The 17,603-nt window shown below is 69.5% G+C and carries 18 protein-coding genes and 1 tRNA gene; 10 read left to right on the forward strand and 9 right to left on the reverse strand.

Annotated features, from left to right (window positions below; genetic code table 11):
* The first annotated feature begins 258 nt into the window (after window positions 1-258).
* Window positions 259-573: a hypothetical protein gene (locus ACYVOM_RS25025; RefSeq protein WP_460305933.1), complete on the forward strand. Its 315-nt coding sequence runs from the start codon at window positions 259-261 to the stop codon at window positions 571-573.
* Window positions 574-901: 328 nt separating this feature from the next.
* On the opposite strand, the gene ACYVOM_RS25030 is transcribed toward ACYVOM_RS25025, so the two are convergent.
* From ACYVOM_RS25030 to ACYVOM_RS25045, 4 genes are all read right to left on the reverse strand, one after another.
* The gene (locus tag ACYVOM_RS25030) at window positions 902-1,930 is read right to left on the reverse strand and encodes a DUF2637 domain-containing protein (protein WP_460305934.1); all 1,029 of its coding nucleotides are present in this window, start codon (window positions 1,928-1,930) and stop codon (window positions 902-904) included.
* 153 nt (window positions 1,931-2,083) lie between these two features.
* Complete coding sequence (locus ACYVOM_RS25035) at window positions 2,084-2,572, reverse strand: hypothetical protein (protein WP_460305935.1); 489 nt, start codon at window positions 2,570-2,572, stop codon at window positions 2,084-2,086.
* Between the two features lie 84 nt (window positions 2,573-2,656).
* Window positions 2,657-3,082, reverse strand: coding sequence for a VOC family protein (locus ACYVOM_RS25040; protein ID WP_460305936.1), 426 nt, complete (start codon window positions 3,080-3,082; stop codon window positions 2,657-2,659).
* A gap of 103 nt (window positions 3,083-3,185) precedes the next feature.
* Window positions 3,186-3,998: a helix-turn-helix domain-containing protein gene (locus tag ACYVOM_RS25045; RefSeq protein WP_460306044.1), complete on the reverse strand. Its 813-nt coding sequence runs from the start codon at window positions 3,996-3,998 to the stop codon at window positions 3,186-3,188.
* A gap of 83 nt (window positions 3,999-4,081) precedes the next feature.
* On the opposite strand from ACYVOM_RS25045, the gene ACYVOM_RS25050 reads away from it, so the two are divergent.
* Together ACYVOM_RS25050 and ACYVOM_RS25055 are read left to right on the forward strand one after the other, a co-directional pair.
* A tRNA-Val gene (locus ACYVOM_RS25050) sits at window positions 4,082-4,154 on the forward strand.
* Window positions 4,155-4,248: 94 nt separating this feature from the next.
* Window positions 4,249-4,722, forward strand: a complete 474-nt coding sequence (locus ACYVOM_RS25055) for a hypothetical protein (protein ID WP_460305937.1) — start codon at window positions 4,249-4,251, stop codon at window positions 4,720-4,722.
* Window positions 4,723-4,927: 205 nt separating this feature from the next.
* Here ACYVOM_RS25055 and ACYVOM_RS25060 read toward each other — a convergent pair whose 3' ends face one another.
* Together ACYVOM_RS25060 and ACYVOM_RS25065 are read right to left on the reverse strand one after the other, a co-directional pair.
* Window positions 4,928-5,836 carry a proteasome assembly chaperone family protein gene (locus tag ACYVOM_RS25060; RefSeq protein WP_460305938.1) on the reverse strand — a complete coding sequence of 303 codons (909 nt, stop codon included), beginning with the start codon at window positions 5,834-5,836 and terminating at the stop codon, window positions 4,928-4,930.
* Between the two features lie 110 nt (window positions 5,837-5,946).
* On the reverse strand, window positions 5,947-6,894 hold the full coding sequence (locus tag ACYVOM_RS25065) for a phosphoribulokinase (RefSeq protein ID WP_460305939.1): 948 nt from the start codon (window positions 6,892-6,894) through the stop codon (window positions 5,947-5,949).
* A 141-nt stretch (window positions 6,895-7,035) separates the two neighbouring features.
* On the opposite strand from ACYVOM_RS25065, the gene ACYVOM_RS25070 reads away from it, so the two are divergent.
* Window positions 7,036-7,692 carry a response regulator gene (locus tag ACYVOM_RS25070; RefSeq protein WP_460305940.1) on the forward strand — a complete coding sequence of 219 codons (657 nt, stop codon included), beginning with the start codon at window positions 7,036-7,038 and terminating at the stop codon, window positions 7,690-7,692.
* Entirely contained in the window at window positions 7,689-8,351 is a 663-nt protein-coding gene (locus tag ACYVOM_RS25075; RefSeq protein ID WP_460305941.1) for a sensor histidine kinase, read from the forward strand. Before ACYVOM_RS25070 ends, ACYVOM_RS25075 begins: the two co-directional genes overlap by 4 nt.
* A gap of 18 nt (window positions 8,352-8,369) precedes the next feature.
* On the opposite strand, the gene ACYVOM_RS25080 is transcribed toward ACYVOM_RS25075, so the two are convergent.
* Complete coding sequence (locus ACYVOM_RS25080; protein WP_460305942.1) at window positions 8,370-9,449, reverse strand: hypothetical protein; 1,080 nt, start codon at window positions 9,447-9,449, stop codon at window positions 8,370-8,372.
* Entirely contained in the window at window positions 9,446-10,225 is a 780-nt protein-coding gene (locus ACYVOM_RS25085; RefSeq protein ID WP_460305943.1) for a GNAT family N-acetyltransferase, read from the reverse strand. The genes ACYVOM_RS25080 and ACYVOM_RS25085 overlap by 4 nt, the downstream gene beginning before the upstream one ends.
* Window positions 10,226-10,317: 92 nt before the next feature.
* Between ACYVOM_RS25085 and ACYVOM_RS25090 the strand changes: the two genes are divergently transcribed.
* Genes ACYVOM_RS25090 through ACYVOM_RS25110 form a run of 5 tightly spaced genes read left to right on the forward strand, consistent with a single transcriptional unit; the run spans window position 10,318 to window position 15,896 of the window.
* Entirely contained in the window at window positions 10,318-11,121 is an 804-nt protein-coding gene (locus ACYVOM_RS25090; RefSeq protein WP_460305944.1) for an SCO2525 family SAM-dependent methyltransferase, read from the forward strand.
* Window positions 11,122-11,125: 4 nt separating this feature from the next.
* Complete coding sequence (locus ACYVOM_RS25095) at window positions 11,126-12,994, forward strand: SCO2524 family protein (protein WP_460305945.1); 1,869 nt, start codon at window positions 11,126-11,128, stop codon at window positions 12,992-12,994.
* Window position 12,995: 1 nt separating this feature from the next.
* Entirely contained in the window at window positions 12,996-13,910 is a 915-nt protein-coding gene (locus tag ACYVOM_RS25100) for an SCO2523 family variant P-loop protein (RefSeq protein WP_460305946.1), read from the forward strand.
* Window positions 13,907-14,872 (forward strand): SCO2522 family protein, encoded by a 966-nt coding sequence (locus ACYVOM_RS25105; RefSeq protein WP_460305947.1) that lies wholly within the window; start codon window positions 13,907-13,909, stop codon window positions 14,870-14,872. The genes ACYVOM_RS25100 and ACYVOM_RS25105 overlap by 4 nt, the downstream gene beginning before the upstream one ends.
* 4 nt (window positions 14,873-14,876) lie before the next feature.
* Window positions 14,877-15,896 carry an SCO2521 family protein gene (locus ACYVOM_RS25110; protein WP_460305948.1) on the forward strand — a complete coding sequence of 340 codons (1,020 nt, stop codon included), beginning with the start codon at window positions 14,877-14,879 and terminating at the stop codon, window positions 15,894-15,896.
* Here the strand turns inward: ACYVOM_RS25110 and ACYVOM_RS25115 are convergent.
* Complete coding sequence (locus tag ACYVOM_RS25115; protein ID WP_460305949.1) at window positions 15,862-17,034, reverse strand: NAD(P)/FAD-dependent oxidoreductase; 1,173 nt, start codon at window positions 17,032-17,034, stop codon at window positions 15,862-15,864. The two genes, ACYVOM_RS25110 and ACYVOM_RS25115, sit on opposite strands and share 35 nt — an antisense overlap.
* Between the last annotated feature and the right edge of the window lie 569 nt (window positions 17,035-17,603).

Below are 17,603 nucleotides of genomic sequence, written 5' to 3' on the forward strand. Positions count from 1 at the left end.
CCGACCACCGGGCCCACTTCTCCCCCCGACCACCGGGCCCACTTCTCCCCCCGACCACCGGCCCGTCATCGTCACGCTCGGAGCAGGTCATCCGCACCCGGTCACCGTCACACTCGGAACGGGTCGCACGCACCCCGGTCACCATCACGCTCGGAACGGGTCGCACGCACCCCGGTCACCATCACGCTCGGAACGGGTCGCACGCATCCCTCACGTGAGGGATGTGCGAGGGATCGCCGCCCGGTTACCGTCGGCGGCATGGACGAGGAACATCCGCTGCTGCGCGAGGTCCATCCGGATCTCGTCGCCGAACTCACCGCCCTGCTCGAGGCCGAGGGCGAGCACGCGCTCGCGCTCCAGACGGGCGGACTTCGCCTGTACGGCCACTGCGGCTGCGGCGACGACTTCTGCCAGAGCCTCCGCACGGCTCCCCGCCCACCGGGCCCCTACGGCCCGGGCCACCGCAACGTGACGCTCACCCCGACCAGCGGCGATCTCATCCTCGACGTCGTGGACGACCACATCCTCTACATCGAGATACTCAACGACCCCCCGCAGCCACCAGCCCACTGACACCCGCCTCGCCTCCGAGCCGCCACTCCGGTCCCCGACCGGCCCGCCCCCGACCATCACACCCGTCAGCCGCCCGGACCCCGCCCCCGCAGCACCGTGCCTCGGCATGGTGCCAGGTGCGCACGGCACGGGCGCGGGTGCGGGCGGCACGGGCGCAGGTGCGGCACGGGCACGGGCACGGGTGGGGGTGAGGGTGGAATTGGCGCGGGTGCGTGCGACACAGAACGGTGCGGCACGGAGCGGGTGCGGCACAGGACGGGTGGGGGTGGAAGGGCGAAAGCCGGATGTTCTGGGAAGAACATCCGGCTTTCGCCCCTGGGGATGAGGGTCAGGCTCGCCAGTTGCGGACGAGGTCGCGCAGGGCGACCCGGTCGAACTCGACGCCGAGGTCGGTGAGCTCCTGGGCGACGAGCTTGCCGTCGGGGCCGTGCTTGGCCACGAGGCGGTAGGCGAAGTAGGGGAACCAGTGGTTCTCGCGGATCTTGAGCACCTCGGTCTCGTCGATGGCGTAGCCGTCGGCGGCGAGGTCGGCGCAGGTCTTGGTCACGTCGCCGTTGTGCTTGTTCAGCGCCTCGGTGACGATCGTGCGCATGGTGCCGGGGTCCGGCTGGGCCTTGAGGTCGGCCACCGGCTCCAGCAGGTCCACGAAGGTCTGCTCGGCGGGCGACTCGGCGGCCGCCTGCAGGGGGGACTCGGCCTTGGCGTGCTTCGGCGACTGCGACTTGTCAGCGGTGGCAGCGGCGGCCGCGGCCGGCTCGGCCTCGGGCGCCTGCGCCGCGGCGTCGACGAGCGGGTCGGACAGCTGCTCGGCCGGAGCCTCCAGCTGGGCGACGCGCACCGCGCTGGCGGTGATCTGGCGAGGCTCCGCGGCCCCCTCCAGCTCCTTCATGGAGTCGTCCTCGGCGTGCTGGAGGTCGACCACGACGTAGCGGTGCAGGGTGCGCAGCAGGACGAACAGGCCGAGCATCGACACGATCGGCGGTACCGCCGCCGTCGCCTGGTAGGAGAAGTCCTTGTTCAGCACGTGGCCGACGTTGAAGACCAGCGAGGCGGTCCACCCGGCGAGCGCGATGAACAGCGGCAGCATGAAGTCGAGCCAGGACAGGAGGGTCTTGCGGATGGCGTAGGCGTCGAGCGCGAGCAGGAACAGTCCCAGCTCGCCGACGATGATGAAGAGGTCGACCAGCAGCGGGAACGACGCGGCCTTCCAGCCGGTCAGCCCGTGCTCGATGGCCCACTGGTACAGACCGGAATACGACTGGGCGAAACCACCACCGGTCGCGGTGAGGACCGCGGCGGCCATCAGGCCCACCGCAGCCCATCGAGTTATGGCTTTGGCCTTGATGGCGGTGCTCATCTGGGGGCTCCACTCTCACTCTTGAGATGACCTTGCAGGAGAATATCCCTCCCCAAGGCCCTCAGGAGTTGACTTCCCGGCCTTTGTTCACTTCGTTGTCGAGCCGACGCTTGCGGGTGCCCTTCCACGGCGGCCCTTCCGGTGTGATGTCGATCATGCGGCGGGCAGGCCCAGAACGTCGGCGACCTTCGGCATGAGCACGCCGAGGACGATGATCGCGCCGCCGCCGATCTTGACCGCCTGGTCGGTGAACTGGGTGAACGGGTTGCCCGGCATGGCCGCGGCCCACGCGGTGAAGGCGACCACCGCGAACAGCAGCAGGACCAGGGTGACGCCCACGCTGCGCGCCGGAGGCCCGTCGACGCCCGCGACGGCGCGGCGGCGCTGGAGGTAGGCAAGGAAGTAGAAGGCGAGGACGAGCGCGAGCCCGACGCCGAAGACGGTCCATTTCGCCAAGGGTTCGTCCGGGTCGATGAACGCCCACAGCGCCAGGTAGACGGCGACCGCCTCGGAGGGGATGAACGCCGCGACCCGGTTGAGCGCGGTGTCCTTGTTGTAGGCGGAGGAGACCTCGGCGCCCTCCGGCGCTGCCTTCACGGCCTCGGCCGTCACGGCGACCTGCGCCATGTTCGTCACGCTCATACCGGTACATCGCTTCCAACCGATCCGTCGTTATCGCCCGGCCCGTCCTGGGCGGACGGGCCGGACGTCCGGATCAGGACGGGCTCACGAGGCGCGCGGATGCCCCCGGTACGTGCCGAAGCTCCAGAGGTTGCCCTCGGGATCGCGGACGGAGAAGTCGCGCGACCCGTAGTCGGTGTCCTGGAGGCCCGACACGACCGTCGCGCCGGCCTTCACGGCCCGCTCGAACAGCGCGTCGGGCTCGTCGGTGACGACGTAGGCGCCGAACGTCCCCGGCCGGAGCGCGAACGGGTCGTCGGGGCCGCGCCCGGCCGAGCCGAGCATGAGGCCTCCGCCGGGCGGCCACGCGAGTTCGGCGTGGTGCACGGCGTCCCCCTCTCCGTAGCTGACGACCTCCTCGAAGCCGAACGCCTCGACGAGGAAGGTGATGAGCCCGCGCGCGTCGTCGGCCCTGAGGCTGGGCCAGACCTGCGGCGCGGGCGCCGTCCCGGATGTGGTCGTCTCATTCATGGCCTCAGCGTCCCTCCGGCTCGCTTCACGGGTCTTGTACGGATCGGCCCTCTCCGGTGCCCGGTATGTTCTGCCTGCCCCCGTGTGTTCGGCCTGCCCCGCCTCAGGCCTCCCCGAACGGCTCGGTCCCGGTGAACTCCGCGGCGGCGTAGCGCAGCGGGGGCAGTCCGGTGAAGGCGCGGAACTCCCTGCTGAGGTGGGCCTGGTCGGTGTAGCCGGCCGTCTGGGCGAGGCCGGCGAGGTCGAGCGGGCCGCCGCGGACCGCCCGCGCCCGCAGCGCGGTTCGCGCCGCGTCGAAACGGACGATCCTCCTCAGCGCGCTGGGCGGCATGCCCACCTGTTCGGTGAACCGGCGCCGGAGTTGGCGCTCGCTCCATCCGGTCTCGGCGGCGAGTTCGGCGACGCCGACGGCCCCTCGGGTCCGCAGCAGCCGCCGCCACCCGAACGCGATCTCGGGCCGCACTCCGGCGGCCCCGCGCGGGTCGAGCCGCTCCAGCAGGTACTCCTCGATGAGGGCGAACCGGGCGGGCCACCCCGCCGCCTCGCCCAGCCGCTCCCGCAGGACGTCCACGCCGGGCAGCACGGCCGAGCCCTCGACGTTGGCGAAGGCCAGCTCCCCGGCGGGCACGTTCAGGAGCGCCCGGGCGCCGAGCGGGCTGAGGGACACCTGGACGCCCTCCTGGCGCCCCTCGTGGACGATCGTCTCCGGATCGAGGTGGAGGCCGCCGACGAGATCGGGGTAGGCCACGGGACCGCCGCCGCGGGCGAGAACGAGTGGCTCGTCCCAGGTGAGGATCATGGTGAGCCACGGGGAGGCCACGCCGCGGTGGATTCCGGGCGCCCCGCCCGCCTGGCGGTAGCCGTGCACCGGGCCCAGAAGGGGCCGCAGAACGGGCCCCGGACGCCACGAGACCATCTCCACCCCTCCACGGTACGCGTCCGGGGAGGGGGCGGCGAGTACGGGAAGGCCGCCGAAGACGGTATTGTCTCTTGCGTCAAGGGGCTGTGGCGCAGTTGGTAGCGCGGCGAGCTTACACCTCGTAGGTCGTCGGTTCGAGTCCGGCCAGCCCCACCCTGCGCCTCCCGATGTTCTCCCGGGTTTCCGAACCACAGCCTCGGGTCGTACGTCTGATCACACGTATGACCCCCCAGGAAAGAGGCATTCGGTGGAAACCGTCGTCATCGTTATAGCGTCGCTCATCCCTCTGGAGCTGATCGTCGTGGCCCTGGTGGTGGCGCACGTGATCCGCAAGTCGCGGCGGACCGCCTACAACATGGTCGCCTCGTCCTTCCAGGGCGCGGGCGGACACGGGAAGGGACGCCCCCCGGGCCCGTTCTCCTCCGGCGGCTCCCCCTTCGACGCCTTCTTCGCCGACGCCGGGCCGTCCTACGGCTCGAACGGCCAGGCCCCCTACGGCCACGACTCTTACGGCCACGGCTCCTACGGCCACCACGGCCACCACAGCGGACACGGGCACCACGACCACGGCTCTTGGAGCCACCACGACCACGGCTCCTCGTCGCACTCGTCGTACTCCGACCACGGGAGCCACAGCTCGTCGGACTCCTCCAGCTCGTCCGGCTCCGACTCCAGCAGCTCGAGTTCGTCGGACTCCGGCTCCAGCGGTTCCTCCGACTGACCGGACACCTACCGGAACACCGACAGGACGCGCGCGGAACCGGAACCGGGGCAAATCCGTCAGAGGAACATGATCGCCGTCATCGTCGCCCTGCTCGTGATCCTCCTCATCAACCACCGCAGGCGCTGCGAAAAGGACTGACGCACGCGAAAGGCCGGGCCCGCAAAGGGACCCGGCCTTCTTCACGCCCGCGGAGACCGACCCCTCAGGAGTCGCCCTCCTGCTCGGCGAGGAAGCGCTCGAACTGGGCGGCCAGCTCGTCGGCCGTGGGCATCGGGGTCTCTTCCGCGAGCAGCGACTCGCGGTCCATCGAGCCGGCGAACGCGTCGTACTGCTGCTCCAGCGCCTGGACGACCTTCTTGACCTCTTCCGAGCCCTCCACCTGGGAGGCGATCTCCCGGTCGGTCTCGGCCGCGGCCTCGCGCAGCGCGTCGCCCGGGATCGCCAGGCCCGTCGCGTTGATCACCGTCTCCAGGGCCGTCACCGCGGCGCCCGGGTACGACGACTGGGCCAGGTAGTGCGGCACGTGGACGGCGAAGCCCATCGCGTCGTGCCCTGCCTCGCCGAGGCGCAGCTCCAGCAGGGCCGCGGCGCTCGCGGGCACCTCGACCTTGCCGAAGGGGGACTTGGGCCAGGTCAGCAGCTCGGGCCGGGTCGCGTGGGCGGTGAGCCCGATCGGCCTGGTGTGCGGCACGCCCATCGGGATGCCGTGCACGGTCACCGAGAGCCGCACCCCGAACCGCTCGACCAGCGACGTGACCGCGGACACGAAGGTGTCCCAGCCGCGGTCCGGCTCGGGACCGGCGAGCAGCAGGAACTCCTGGCCGACGGAGTCCTCGACGAGATGGAGCCGCAGGGTCGGCTTCTCGTATCCGGTGTAGTGGTCGCCGTCGAAGGTCACCATGGGGCGGCGGGCCCGGTAGTCGATCAGCTCGTCCAGGTCGAACGTGGCGAGCACCCTGTGCTCGAGCGTCTCCAGGATGTGGTCGCGCACCAGCCTGCCGGCCGAACCGGCGTCCATGAAACCGTCGAGGCTGTGCACGAGCACCGGACCGTCGAGCGTGGGCGGCTCCGCTTCCAGCCGGTACAGATCCTCGGGGCGCAGCGGACCCACCTCCCAGAAAAGTCGTCGATGTCGGGCTGTCCAACACCAACATAGTGCAGGGAGCTTTTCATCCCGCCTGGGGAAAACCCGGTTCCGGGGGCGCCCGGAACCGGGCGCGCTCAGGGCGGCGGGCGGAGGCGGTCGGCGTTGATCAGGTGGTAGAGCAGCAGGAGCTGGGTGATCGCCACGGGGTCGCTCACCGCACCGTCGGCGAGCGCGCCCAGGCCGCCGGGGCAGGGGGCCGCGACGTCCAGCCGCTCCCAGATCGCCTTCTTGACGATCTCGGCCTCGGCCGGGGCGACGCCGCCGTGCACGTGCAGGGAGTCCACCGGCCGTCCGTCGGTGTCGCGCAGCAGCTTGAGGTGCAGCGCGGCGGCGTCGGCGACGACGTCGGTGAGCGGCGGATGGTCAATCGTCGGCCGCAGCAGGAGCTCCGCCGACAGCGGCGCGCCCGGCGGCTCCGCCCGCCCGGCGATGGGCCCGAAACGCACCACGATGTCGGCGTTGCGGCGCTGCGGCCGGATGAACGCCGCACTCTCCCCCGCCCGCCTGCGCATCTCCTCGGCGACCTGCTCGGGGGTGTAGCCGCGCTTGGTGGTGTCGCGCTGGACCTTCCAGGCGAACCGCTGCTCTTCGGGCGGGTCGAGGTAGACGGTGATGTCGAAGCAGGCGCGCGCCATCTTGCTGTAGAGCGGCAGCAGCCCCTCGACGATGACGAAGTCCTTCGGCTCGACCAGTTCCGGCCGCACCAGCCTTCCGGTGCCGTGGTCGTAGACGGGCTTGAGGATCGGCTCCCCCATCGCGAGGAGCTGGAGGTGCTGCTCCATCACCTCGATGTGGTTGCAGTCGGGGTGCAGCGCGGTGAACGGCTTGTTCCTGCGCTCCTCCCGGTCGTAGCGGTGGTAGTCGTCGACGCAGACCGCGGTCATCCGGTCCTCGCCGAGGCATTCGACGAGTCCCCTGGTCAGGGTGGTCTTCCCGGCGGCGCTGTCGCCTGCGATCGCGAGCATCACCGGGCGGCGTCCTGCGCCGCGGGCGCGCAGCATGTGCACGATGCGGTGGGGCACTTCATCCTCCTCGACGTCCGGCCTCACCGCGAAGGTAGGGCGGTCGTGCGAAGCGGCCCTCACCCCGGCGAGGGAACCGGGGGGTGAAGGGTTCACCCCCGCTCACTACTGGCGGGTAACGGAGCTTGTTATGTTGCGTGGATGGCCGCCCCAGTACGTGTCGTGCTCGTCGACGACCATGCGATGATCCTCGCCGGACTCCAGGCGATGCTGTCCGGGTTCAGCGGCCGCGTGCGGGTGATCGGCCAGGCCGCCGAACCCGCCGCGGCCACCCGCCTGGTCACCACGCTGCGCCCCGACGTCGTCCTGCTCGACGTGCGGCTCGGCGCGCACAGCGGCCTTGACCTGTGCCGGTCGCTGTCGGCCGCCGCGCCCGCCTCCCGCGTCGTCTTCCTCTCGGTGTACGACGACGAGCAGTACGTCTTCGAGGCCTTGCGCGCGGGCGCCGCCGGATACCTCCTGAAACGGGTGGACGGGGTGGAGCTGGTGCGGCGGCTGGAGGAGGTCGCCGGAGGCGAGACCGTCGTCGACCCGACGCTCGCCGGGCGGATGGCCGCGAGCGTCGCGCGGCTGAACCGGGGCGAGTTCTGGCCGGGCGCCCACCGCGGCCTCACGCAGCGCGAAAGCGAGGTGCTCTCCCTGCTCGTCGGAGGGCTGTCGAACCGGGCCATCGCCGGTCGGCTCCACCTGTCCGAGGAGACCGTGAAGAGCCATCTGCGCACCTTGTACCGCAAGCTCGCCGTCACCGACCGGGCCGCCGCGATCGCGGTCGCACTGCGGGAGGGCCTGTTCCGGTGAGCGCCGAGGAGTTCGCCGAACGCGCCATCGAGGCGCAGGAGGCCGAGCGCGCAAGGCTGGCCCGCGAGATCCACGACGGCATAGCCCAGCGCCTCGCCAGCGTCGGCTTCCACCTGTCGGCCGCGCTGGGCGCCCTGCCTGCCCACGGGGGCCCGTCCGTGCGCGAGGCACGACGGCAGATCGAGGCCGCGAGAGAACTCACCGGCCGGGCCTTCACCGAGACCCGCGCCGCCATCGCCGGCCTCCGCCCGCCCGTCCTCGACGACCTAGGGCTGTCCGCCGCCTTGGCCGCCCTCGCCCGGGAGGCGAGCGCCCGCCGCCCCTCCCTCGACATCACGGTGACCGTCTCCGGCGAACTCGACGCACCACTCCCCGACCACCTCCAGACCGCCCTCTACCGGATCGCCCAAGAAGCCGTCGCCAACATCCTCCGCCACGCCTCCGCCCTCTCGGCCTCCCTCCTCCTGGAGTTCGACCGCGACCGCGTACGCCTCATCGTCATCGACGACGGCCGCGGCTTCGACCCCCGCACCATCCCCGCCGACTCCTACGGCCTCCGCGGCATGACCGAACGCGCCGAACTCCTCCGCGGCCGCCTCACCCTCCGATCCCGCCCCGGCGACGGCACCACCCTCCGCACCGTCCTCCCCCTACCCTGACGACGGGCCCTCCCGCGCCTACCCTTCGCCCAGAACGTCGTCCGGCCCGCCCTCGCGCTCCTCCCGCTCCAGTTCCTGCTGCCCGGCGAGGGTCCAGAGCCTGTCGAACCTGTGCGCGCGCTCCTGGACGAGTCCGAACTCGGTGGTGAGCAGCGTCTTCAGGAAGCTGCCCTGCGCCGACGGGTCCGGGATCGCCTCATAGCGGATCTCCCCGTCGAACAGGATGAAGTCGATCAGAGAGCTGCGCAGCGGTCCGGGCACCTGGTCGTGCTGGATGGCCCGGATCTGGATCCCCGCCTTGGTCTGCGCCTGGGCGATCGGAAGGAAGTCCGGGCCGGTGAACTCGGCGTAGTCCCGCATGATGAACAGCCTGCGGATCCGGACCCCGCGCTGCTCCACCGCGTCCTCCTGCGCCTTCAGATAGCGCTGGCCGAGATCGCTCATCCAGAAGCCGCCGTCGAAACTCAGCCCCACCCCGTCGACGACGCTGGTGCTCGTGGCGTCCAGCGACCTGGAGATGTTGCGGGTCAGGCCGAGCAGCCAGTCCTGGTCCTCACCGTCCAGATAGGCGACCTCTCCGTTCACGACCTGCCGGATGAACCGCGACGCCCTGGTGATCTCGTCCTCGGCCATCGCCTTGACCAGCCGGGGAGCTGACCGGCTCAGCAGCACGGTGTTGGTGAGCAGCCCCGTGATGACCGCGTCGTCCACGCCCGAGGTGCGCACGTCGCTGAGCAGTCGGCTCTCCTCGGTGAACCGGGCGAACCTGTCCTCGATCAGCCCTGTCAGCGCGACGAAGCCCTCCCCGAGAGCCGCCGACAGCTCGCGCCGCGCCCGCTGTCCGTGCCCCTCCATGCTGTCCAGCCGACGCTCGAACTCGACCAACAGCTGGACGAGGAAGGTGATCCCGCCGATCAGAACCGACAGGACGAGCGCCGAGATCGACGTGTTCGTGCCCTTCGCATCATCGACTATCACGGCCATCGCGTAGGCGAACGCGCCCAGGAACGTGGACACCAGGACGCGGCGCGCCACTCCGCTGTCCACGAGCCGACTGCGCGGCCCCTCGGATGTGGGCTCGTTCTCACCCTCCATCATTTCCCCCTCTCCACAACGTAGGCGGCACGGCCATAGAACCCCCGGACCACGGCCGAGTCGTCCACGAGGGCGCCCAGCGTCTCCCGCACTTCCTTGCGCCAGGCCGCGGCCTGCTGGGGGTTGACCTTCCTGATCTGCTCGATGTCCTCCGGAATCTCGACGAGCACCGTTCCGGTGGAAGTCTCACGGCGCTCAGGCCAACCGTCGCGCGAAACCAAGGCGGTCTCCGTGCCAGGTGGCACAGAGACCGCGATGAATTCGTCCCGCGCCGCCGCGCATGCGGCCGGGCTGGAGAGATCCCATACCGTCCATAGTCGGTCGGATTCGTCGCCGGCGTTGATGGCGTCCCCCAGCGGCCCGTAGTAGTTCGGCCGGTAGTCCGCGGCGTACGCCCCGAGTTTCACCAGGTTGAAATAGGCGTTGCGGCGGATCAGCGGATCGAAGGTCCAGACGATCTGCTCGATACCGGACTCGATCGCCCAATCCCGCTGATGCCGCTTCAGCGCGGTGCCCGCTCCGGTTCCGGGCAGTGTTCCGGTGATATACGAGAAGAAACCGCCATGATCGCTGGCGCATCGGAAGGCCAGCGACGCCCCGACCATCCGGCCGCCACTGAAGGCTCCGGCGACATAGTTGCCGATGAGCGCATGAGTCAGCAGAACCTCATCCGAAACCGGGGCCTTCCCCGGCTCGAAGGACCAGATCTCCTCGAAAACAGCGATGGCCTGCTGGAACTCGCCATGCGTTTCAAGCACACGGACCTCGGTGGCTTCCACAGCCCCTCCACATCACTGCCCACAGTCGGTGCAACTTCGTACCAACGATTCCTATAATGCTTCTTGGAAGCCGTCAGAAGGGGACCTTGTTTATGTCTTCACCGGTGGAAAATGGCCGCATCCGGCCGATGGAAAAAGGTTTGAATGCGAATCTCGAGTGGGACCAAATGGACCCACAGGACTACTGCCTGAGGAACTACGAGAAGATCCACGAGAACGACGCCGTATTCGTGGCGAAGCTTCGCGACTTCTTCCGCACCGCGCTGAGCGGGCGCAACGGCCTGCGAGGGGTGGACGTCGGAGCCGGCGGCAACCTCTACCCCGCCCTGTCCATGCTGCCCTACTGCGAAGACCTGACCTTGATCGACTTTTCTCTGCCCAATCTGCGCTGGCTCCAGGAACGAACGTCCGAGTATGTGACGGGCGGCACAGTGGACATGAGTCCCTGGACACAGTTCTGGGACATCCTCATCAAGGATCCGACGTACTCCTCGGTGCCGGATCCGTGGGATGCGCTGCGCGAATGCAGCCGGGTCCGCAAGGAGTCCGTGTTCGAGTTGCAAGAGAACTCCTGGGACGTCGGCACGATGTTCTTCGTCGCCGAGTCGATATCGGCCCACAAGGAAGAGTTCCGGGCGGCCGTGTCCCGATTCATCGGCGCGCTGAAACCGGGCTCGCCGTTCGCCGCCGCGTTCATGGAAGGATCCAAGGGATGGCAGGTCAAGAACCAGGCCTTCCCCGCGGTTTTCGTCCGTGATAATGATGTCATCGAGGCACTGACACCGAAGTCAGAGATCCATGAACTCCTTCGGCTCGGCACGGGCGACCCGCTCCGACCCGGTTACACAGGAATGATTCTCGTCTGCGGAACCACAGCTCCAGACGAGGAGGGATGAGCACATGAGGGTCGAACCCCGGGAACAGCTCCTCGAGGTGTGGCGCGCCGTGTCACGGATCTCCCTGCCCGATGACACGTGGGCCTGGGGCGGTCGGATGGAGCGGAATTCCATCAGCGACGCAGAGCAGCTCCTGACCATTCTCTATCCGGCGGCCTCACGGGAGTTCCTGTCCCTCGCCGACCCCAGCGCCACCCCGGAGGACGTCCAGGACGCGCTCCGCGGCATCGGCCGCGAGATAGAGTTGCCGCGCACCATCGTCGAGCTTCTCATCGAGCACATCGAGTTCTACTCCAACGAGGACGGCCCGTCGTTCTCCGGCGGCACCTATCTGTGGAGCAACGAGCCCGGCAAGGACCCGACCCCCTCGCAGCGCAAGCTCGACATCGTCGACTCGTTCTCGATGGCCGTCACGCTCATGCTCAGCACGCTCACCTTCACCCGTGACTTCCGCTCGGTGGCCCGCAGCCCGGCGACGGGCAAGCGCCTGGACTACCTGGAGGAGATCGCGCGGCGCCGGCTGACCGCGGCGATGGTCGGCCTGCTTCGCAGCTTCGTCGTCAACGTCTTCGACTCCGACTCCGACGCCGGCCGCATCCTCGTCAGCACCATCAACCAGCAGCGCCAGCCGCCCCGCCAGGTGCTCAGCTCCCTGCACCGTGAACTCCAGCGGGTCCGGGCCTCGCTCGGCGAGGTCAGCATCGGCTTCGCCAAGGAAGCCCTGGAGTCCCTGGAAAGCCGCAGCCGACTCTTCGAGGTGGGCTGGACCTGGGGCGTCGCACGGGACTCCCCCGAAGTGCTGGGCATCGAGAAGGACTTCCGGCAGCGCAAGGGCATCGCCGAGCCCGCACCCTACCTGTACTTCACCGTCAACGCCTTGGACGGCATCGCCGACCTCTTCTCCGACCGCACCATCCAGCTCAGCCTCCTGGACGACGAGCAGCAGCGCCTCGCCGCAGCCCTCCGGCTGCGCCTTGAGGCCGCCCAGCGCTACTGGAGCACGATCGCCACGTTCGGCGGCGGGCGCGGCGGCACGGACTGGCCGCTGCAGGACATCCCCTGGCGCACCACGGACGACCGCGAGTCGGAGTACTTCTCGCTCATGGTCAGCACCCTGGCCATCCAGGACCGGGAGAACAACACCGGCCGTGTCGCCGAAGACGACCTCGTGCGCCTGGCGAACGCTCTGGACGAACTCGCGCAACGTGGCAGGATCACCCGCAGGGCCGTGCGCAAGGACCCCATCGTCGGTATGCACCACCCCGGCCTCAGGCTCGACCTCATCGGGAGCACCGAGCTCGACGGCGGCGGCCCGTCGCTGCGGTGGCAGCTGTCGGACTACTCGGCCGTGCTGCTGAAGAACACGCTACGGCTCACCGCGCTGACCCAGAACATCGCGCTGCGCGACCGCCTGGTCCGGTTCTCCGAGCGCCTTTGGGACCACCTCTTCGAGCGCAGGCTCAAGGGCGGTCCGGCGGCCGGCCTCTGGGACGACCCGGCCGTGGTCTACGAAGAGATCAGTGACTCCTTCGAGCGCCCGTCCTGGTATTTCACCGAGCGCGTCGTGGAGTGCCTGACTCTCGCCTCCCGCGTGGCCGCGAGCAAATCACCCCAGAGCCCCTCCCTGGAGACGGTCGCCCGCGACTCCCTCAGTGAGGCGCGCTCCCGGCTCAGCTACATCGGCCTGGACCTGACGAGCACGGGCAGCAGCAATCTGCACAAGAGCCTCGTCCAGGCACGCCTCGACCTCGACCACGCCCAGCAGATCATCTTCGACCGTCCGGCGACCGCGCTGGCGATGTCCTCGGAGGTGCTGCGCCTCCTCGAAAGGCTCGACATCGCGGGCGCCGACGCGCATGAGGGGGATTTCTGACGTGCTGATCATCTCCACCTCCGACAAGGGTGGAACCGGTCGCACGGTCACCACCTGCAATGTCGCCTACCGGCGGGCCTTGAGCGGAGACAACGTCTGCTACCTCGACTTCGACTTCGGCTCGCCCACAGCCGGTTCCATCTTCACCATCGAACGCATCAGCCACGGCACCCTGAAGGGCGGGCTGCACAGCTACCTGAAAGGCGACGTCGAGGAGGCGGAGCAGATCGATGTCTGGTCGGAGAGCGCTACCCGGGCGCTGAACCTGCGACCGTCCGGTGTCGGGCGGCTCGTGCTGCTGCCCGGCGACCTCGGCGGCGGAGAGTTCAGCATCACCGACGAGGTGGTCGACAGGTGCGGCCTGCTCCTCCAGCGGCTCCTCAGCGAGTTCGAGACCGTCTTCATGGATCTGAGCGCGGGGCGCTCGCATGCCGCGGAACTCCTGCTGCGGGTCACCTCCCCCGCCGTGCCGAACGGGATCAGCGCGCGCTGGCTCGTCTTCCACCGGTGGACCCGCCAGCATGTCGCGTCGGCGGCCGGGCTCACGTTCGGCGAACGCGGCCTGCTGCACATCGGGGAGCGCGTCGGGCACGACCGGGAGGAGCTCCTGGAGTCGATCCGCTTCGTGCGCACGGCCGTCATCGAGCCGGGGAGCAGCGCCACGTCCGGCCTGTCCGCCGAGCAGGAGAACTGGCTGCACAAGGTCAACGACGAACTCAACGACCGCGCGGTCTACCTCGACCTGGGCGGCCAGTCGATCATCGCCCGCGTTCCGCTGGACCCGGTCCTGCAGTGGCGGGAGCAGATCCTCACCGACGAGGACGTCTACCGGCGCATCGCCAACGAGAGCACCGTCGCCGCCTTCACGGAGCTTTCGGCCGCGCTCGACAGCGAGGCGACCTGGAGCCGTGTGTGAGCGGCCCGGAGATCGAGGTCGAGGTCGAGTCCGCGATCCCCCGCGTCGAGCAGGTTCCGCGCTCGCATCTCTCCCTCGAACTCGGCCACCTGTACATGGAGGACTTCTCCGGGGGAAGCAAGGTGCTGCAGCGCCACTTCGCCTCCGTACGGCCGTGGCACGACTTCCTGATGGCACGGTACGAAGGCCTGCGGGTCAGCACTTGCTTCCTCGTGGACGAGTACTCCAGCACGTTGCGCGGTCCCTCCGCCCTGATCCCCGAGCTGCTCGCCGCCGCAGCCGCGGAGGGGATGTCCATCGACTACGTGGCCCGGGAGTCGGCGTGCGCCGAGATCGGCCCGGTCTCCCCCGCGCGGCTCCTCCTCGACAGCATCGTCCCCATCCCCGCGCAGGGCAGCGACGGATCCAGGCCCCCGCCGCAGTACTGCGGCTGGCTCACCAACAGTGAGCACGGCATCTCCGACCGGGGCATCAGCGAGGCGATGGCCCCCGCCTCCACCTGGACCCCGCCACGGGAGAACGGCGCCCGCTCCCACTCCATCAGCATGGACGTGGAGCTGTGGGACACGGTCAACGGAGAACGCCGGTGGTCCTGCGCCCACCTCTCGGCGGTGTGGCAGCTGCTGCGGCTCGGCCTTCTGCGCCATGAGGGAGAAGCCGTGGTGAAGCCCGTCATCTGGACCGATCCGCTCCCCTCGGCGTGGTCGGAGCTGCCCGCCGTGATCCATCTGCCCGCGCGCGGCGAGCGCCGGCGGCCCAGGCCCTTCGCCGCCTACCGAACGCAGACGATCCTGGAGACGCGGTTCTGCGACGTCGAGCAGGCCATGCGGCTCATCCTGGCGCAGACGCCCATCGACGACCTCATCGCGAAGCAGGCCATGGAGCAGGCGCACGCCGACGGCGTGGAGCTGCCGCCCGAGACCGTCCGGAGAATTGCGCACATCTTCACCGACAGGGACTGAGGGCATGGTCTTCCTCGGCGAGGTCAGGACCGGATTCGTCCGGCATTCGCGTTCCCTCACCGAGCCCGAAGCCATGAGCCTGCTCACCCTGGCGCACGGCAAGAGCGCACGATACGCGGGGTATCCGCGTCCCGTCGTCATGTCCTCCGAGCGCCTCACCGGCCTGGACTGCCTGCTTCCCACGGCCCGGCGCCGCGAGGTCCGCGGTGTCGGAACCGCCGTGTCGGGGGCCGTGCTGAACGGAGGCCGCGTCCTGCAATCCCATGCGCGCACCACGCTGGTGCCCGCCGTTCAGGGCCTCCGCCACAACTGGTCCTACTACCTCGCCAGGCCCGGGGTGGTCGAGTCGCTCAAGCGGCTCAACGCCGAGGACGCCGCCGCGGGATTCGCCCACCGCGGGCGCACCGGCATCGACCTGGGCGCGGTGGCGTCGCGCACGATGGCGGCGATCCAGGCGGCACCGATCCTTGATGGCAGGCCACCGATCCGCGCGGCGGTCGTGTCATGGCGATGGGCCTTCAGCCCGGGGGCGCGCACACCGGTGCGGCTCACCATCCCGGACGACCGTAGTCGCCTGCTGCTGATCGGCGGCGATCACGACGCCGCGGACGTGATGGGGCTCGTCCTCGACTTCGCCCTGCACGACTGGCTGCTCAGCACCGTCGAAGACGTCGTCGCGCGGGCGGACCTGGAGTCGGAGGCGAGCGGGCGGGCCCAGCAGCGGCTGCGGCCTGTGCTGATCCACCTCCTCCACCACTGGATCCCGCAGACCCGGGTGAGTGAGGACCTGCTCCCGGTGTTCGCCGCGCTCGACCGGGCGCGGGGCCTCAGCCGCCGCTGGGACAACGCGGTACGCCGGATCCGAGACAGGTTCCGACTGGCCGAGATTCAGTCGGTGGCCGCCGCGACCGCCGAGAGCAGGGCGCTACGGGCGCAGGTGGAGGAGCTGCTCGCCCGGCCGGGCGCCGTGCCGCACTCCTCCAGCAGGCTCAGGCAGGCCGCGGGAACCGGCGAGGATCGCTGAACTTCAGATCACGCTCGTCCTGCTCGGTGAGGGTTCCACCGGTGACGACGACGCGCAGGAGCTCCGCGGTACGTGGCGCGAGCGTGATGCCCAGACCCTGGTGGCCCGAGGCGACGAGCAGGCGGCCTGTGTCGTCCACGGGCCCGATCAGCGGCGGGCCGTCGGACGTCGCGGGCCGGATCCCGGCCCGCTGGATCGGGGTACCGGCGCCGAGGTCGGCCAGGGCGGGCAGCACGCGCCTGAGGTCGGTGAGGATCTGGTGGCGGGCCGAATCGGTGCACTTGGTATCGGCTGTGCCCTCCTCGAAGGTGACGCCCACCGCCACATGGCCGTCCGCGTAGGGCGAGGCGTAGACGACGTGCTCTTCTCCGCCCACGTTGAGCACCGCGTCACACAGGACGTTGAGTTCGAGGACGCCTGCCGTACAGAGATCGAGAAGCTCGCCCTTGACCGGCTGGAGAACGCTCGGGGCGAGCAGGCCACGCAGCAGTTCCCTGCTCTGGTAGCCGGCCGCCACCACCACTTTCTCAGCCGTCAGCCGCGTCCCGTCCTTCAGGACGACCTCGGCGTGGCCGGGCCTGGCCGAAACCGAAGCGACCTCGCCGAAGCGCACCTCGACCCCGACGTCGGATCCGAGCACGGTGTCGAGCGCTTCGTTGAGCGCCCGCGGGTCGATCGCCAAGTCGTCAGGCTGCACCAGAGCCCCTGCGATGCCGGGGCTGAGGAGGGGTTCGCGGTCAAGCGCCTCAGCGGCGTCGAGGGCCACGGCCTTGACCCCGCGGTCCAGCAGCTTCGGGAGAACCGTCTCGGTCAGCCTCCGGTACTCGTCGCCATCGACGGCGACCTGGAGCAGGCCCACCTCTCGCGGGGCGAGGGAGACGCGGGCCTCCGCCGCGATCCGCCCGACCCACTCGGGATACAGGTCCCGGCTGCGCTGGGCGAGGAGTGCGACGCCCTCATCCGCTCCGTCGCCCAGGTGCGGATTGATCCCTCCTGCGGCGGCGATGGTGGCCGAGTCGGCGCGGCCAGGGCTGCGCTCGACCAGGCAGATCCGCCCCAGGTCGTGCCTCAGCGCCTCGGCGACAGCGGAGCCTATGACTCCGCCTCCCACCACGATGAGGTCATACCTGGGAGCCATCGACTCGCCTCTCCTTGATTTTAGGGGCCCAGCATGTCTGACGATGGGCGTTCTATGCCGGTTCCAACAGAAAATGCGTGATCTGACCTACTCGCGCCAAGATCATTCCACTGACGCCCCCGACGATTTTACACAGACGGAAATGCGAACAAGAGCATCCCCTCCACGGCACACGGCCGAAGACAAGCACCCGCGCCGCCCACCTCGGGCCACCGATGAACACCGGACCCTCCCGGCACAGGCGACCGACAGGACCCCCACCAGCATCGACACGCCCAGAATCACCACAAATCCCGGACCGAAAATCATTGCCGAATATGACGACCGAGTAGATTACCCCCAAACAAACCCTTTACGGGGTGATAAATACCAGCAATCCGCGAGGCGATATCAACGAATATAACATCAAGATCGAAAGACAATCTCAGATAGATCACAAATGAACACCGTTGCGAACGGGACGGGCCAGAGAATTCCTCTCCGCCGACGTCCAGCCGGCGGTCAGGAGGTGGGCGAGGAAGAGGCGGGTCGTGGCGGCGGGGTGGGGGGCGGAGGCGGCGTGCCAGGGG

It is taken from the genome of Actinocorallia aurea, from assembly GCF_054783995.1.

Excerpts from the sequence above, each read along its gene's own strand:
- ACYVOM_RS25025 (WP_460305933.1), top strand. The coding sequence starts at position 259 with ATGGACGAGGAACATCCGCTGCTGCGCGAGGTCCATCCGGATCTCGTC.
- ACYVOM_RS25030 (WP_460305934.1), bottom strand. The coding sequence starts at position 1,930 with ATGAGCACCGCCATCAAGGCCAAAGCCATAACTCGATGGGCTGCGGTG.
- ACYVOM_RS25035 (WP_460305935.1), bottom strand. The coding sequence starts at position 2,572 with ATGAGCGTGACGAACATGGCGCAGGTCGCCGTGACGGCCGAGGCCGTG.
- ACYVOM_RS25040 (WP_460305936.1), bottom strand. The coding sequence starts at position 3,082 with ATGAATGAGACGACCACATCCGGGACGGCGCCCGCGCCGCAGGTCTGG.
- ACYVOM_RS25045 (WP_460306044.1), bottom strand. The coding sequence starts at position 3,998 with ATGGTCTCGTGGCGTCCGGGGCCCGTTCTGCGGCCCCTTCTGGGCCCG.
- ACYVOM_RS25070 (WP_460305940.1), top strand. The coding sequence starts at position 7,036 with ATGGCCGCCCCAGTACGTGTCGTGCTCGTCGACGACCATGCGATGATC.
- ACYVOM_RS25080 (WP_460305942.1), bottom strand. The coding sequence starts at position 9,449 with ATGATGGAGGGTGAGAACGAGCCCACATCCGAGGGGCCGCGCAGTCGG.
- ACYVOM_RS25090 (WP_460305944.1), top strand. The coding sequence starts at position 10,318 with ATGTCTTCACCGGTGGAAAATGGCCGCATCCGGCCGATGGAAAAAGGT.
- ACYVOM_RS25095 (WP_460305945.1), top strand. The coding sequence starts at position 11,126 with ATGAGGGTCGAACCCCGGGAACAGCTCCTCGAGGTGTGGCGCGCCGTG.
- ACYVOM_RS25110 (WP_460305948.1), top strand. The coding sequence starts at position 14,877 with ATGGTCTTCCTCGGCGAGGTCAGGACCGGATTCGTCCGGCATTCGCGT.
- ACYVOM_RS25115 (WP_460305949.1), bottom strand. The coding sequence starts at position 17,034 with ATGGCTCCCAGGTATGACCTCATCGTGGTGGGAGGCGGAGTCATAGGC.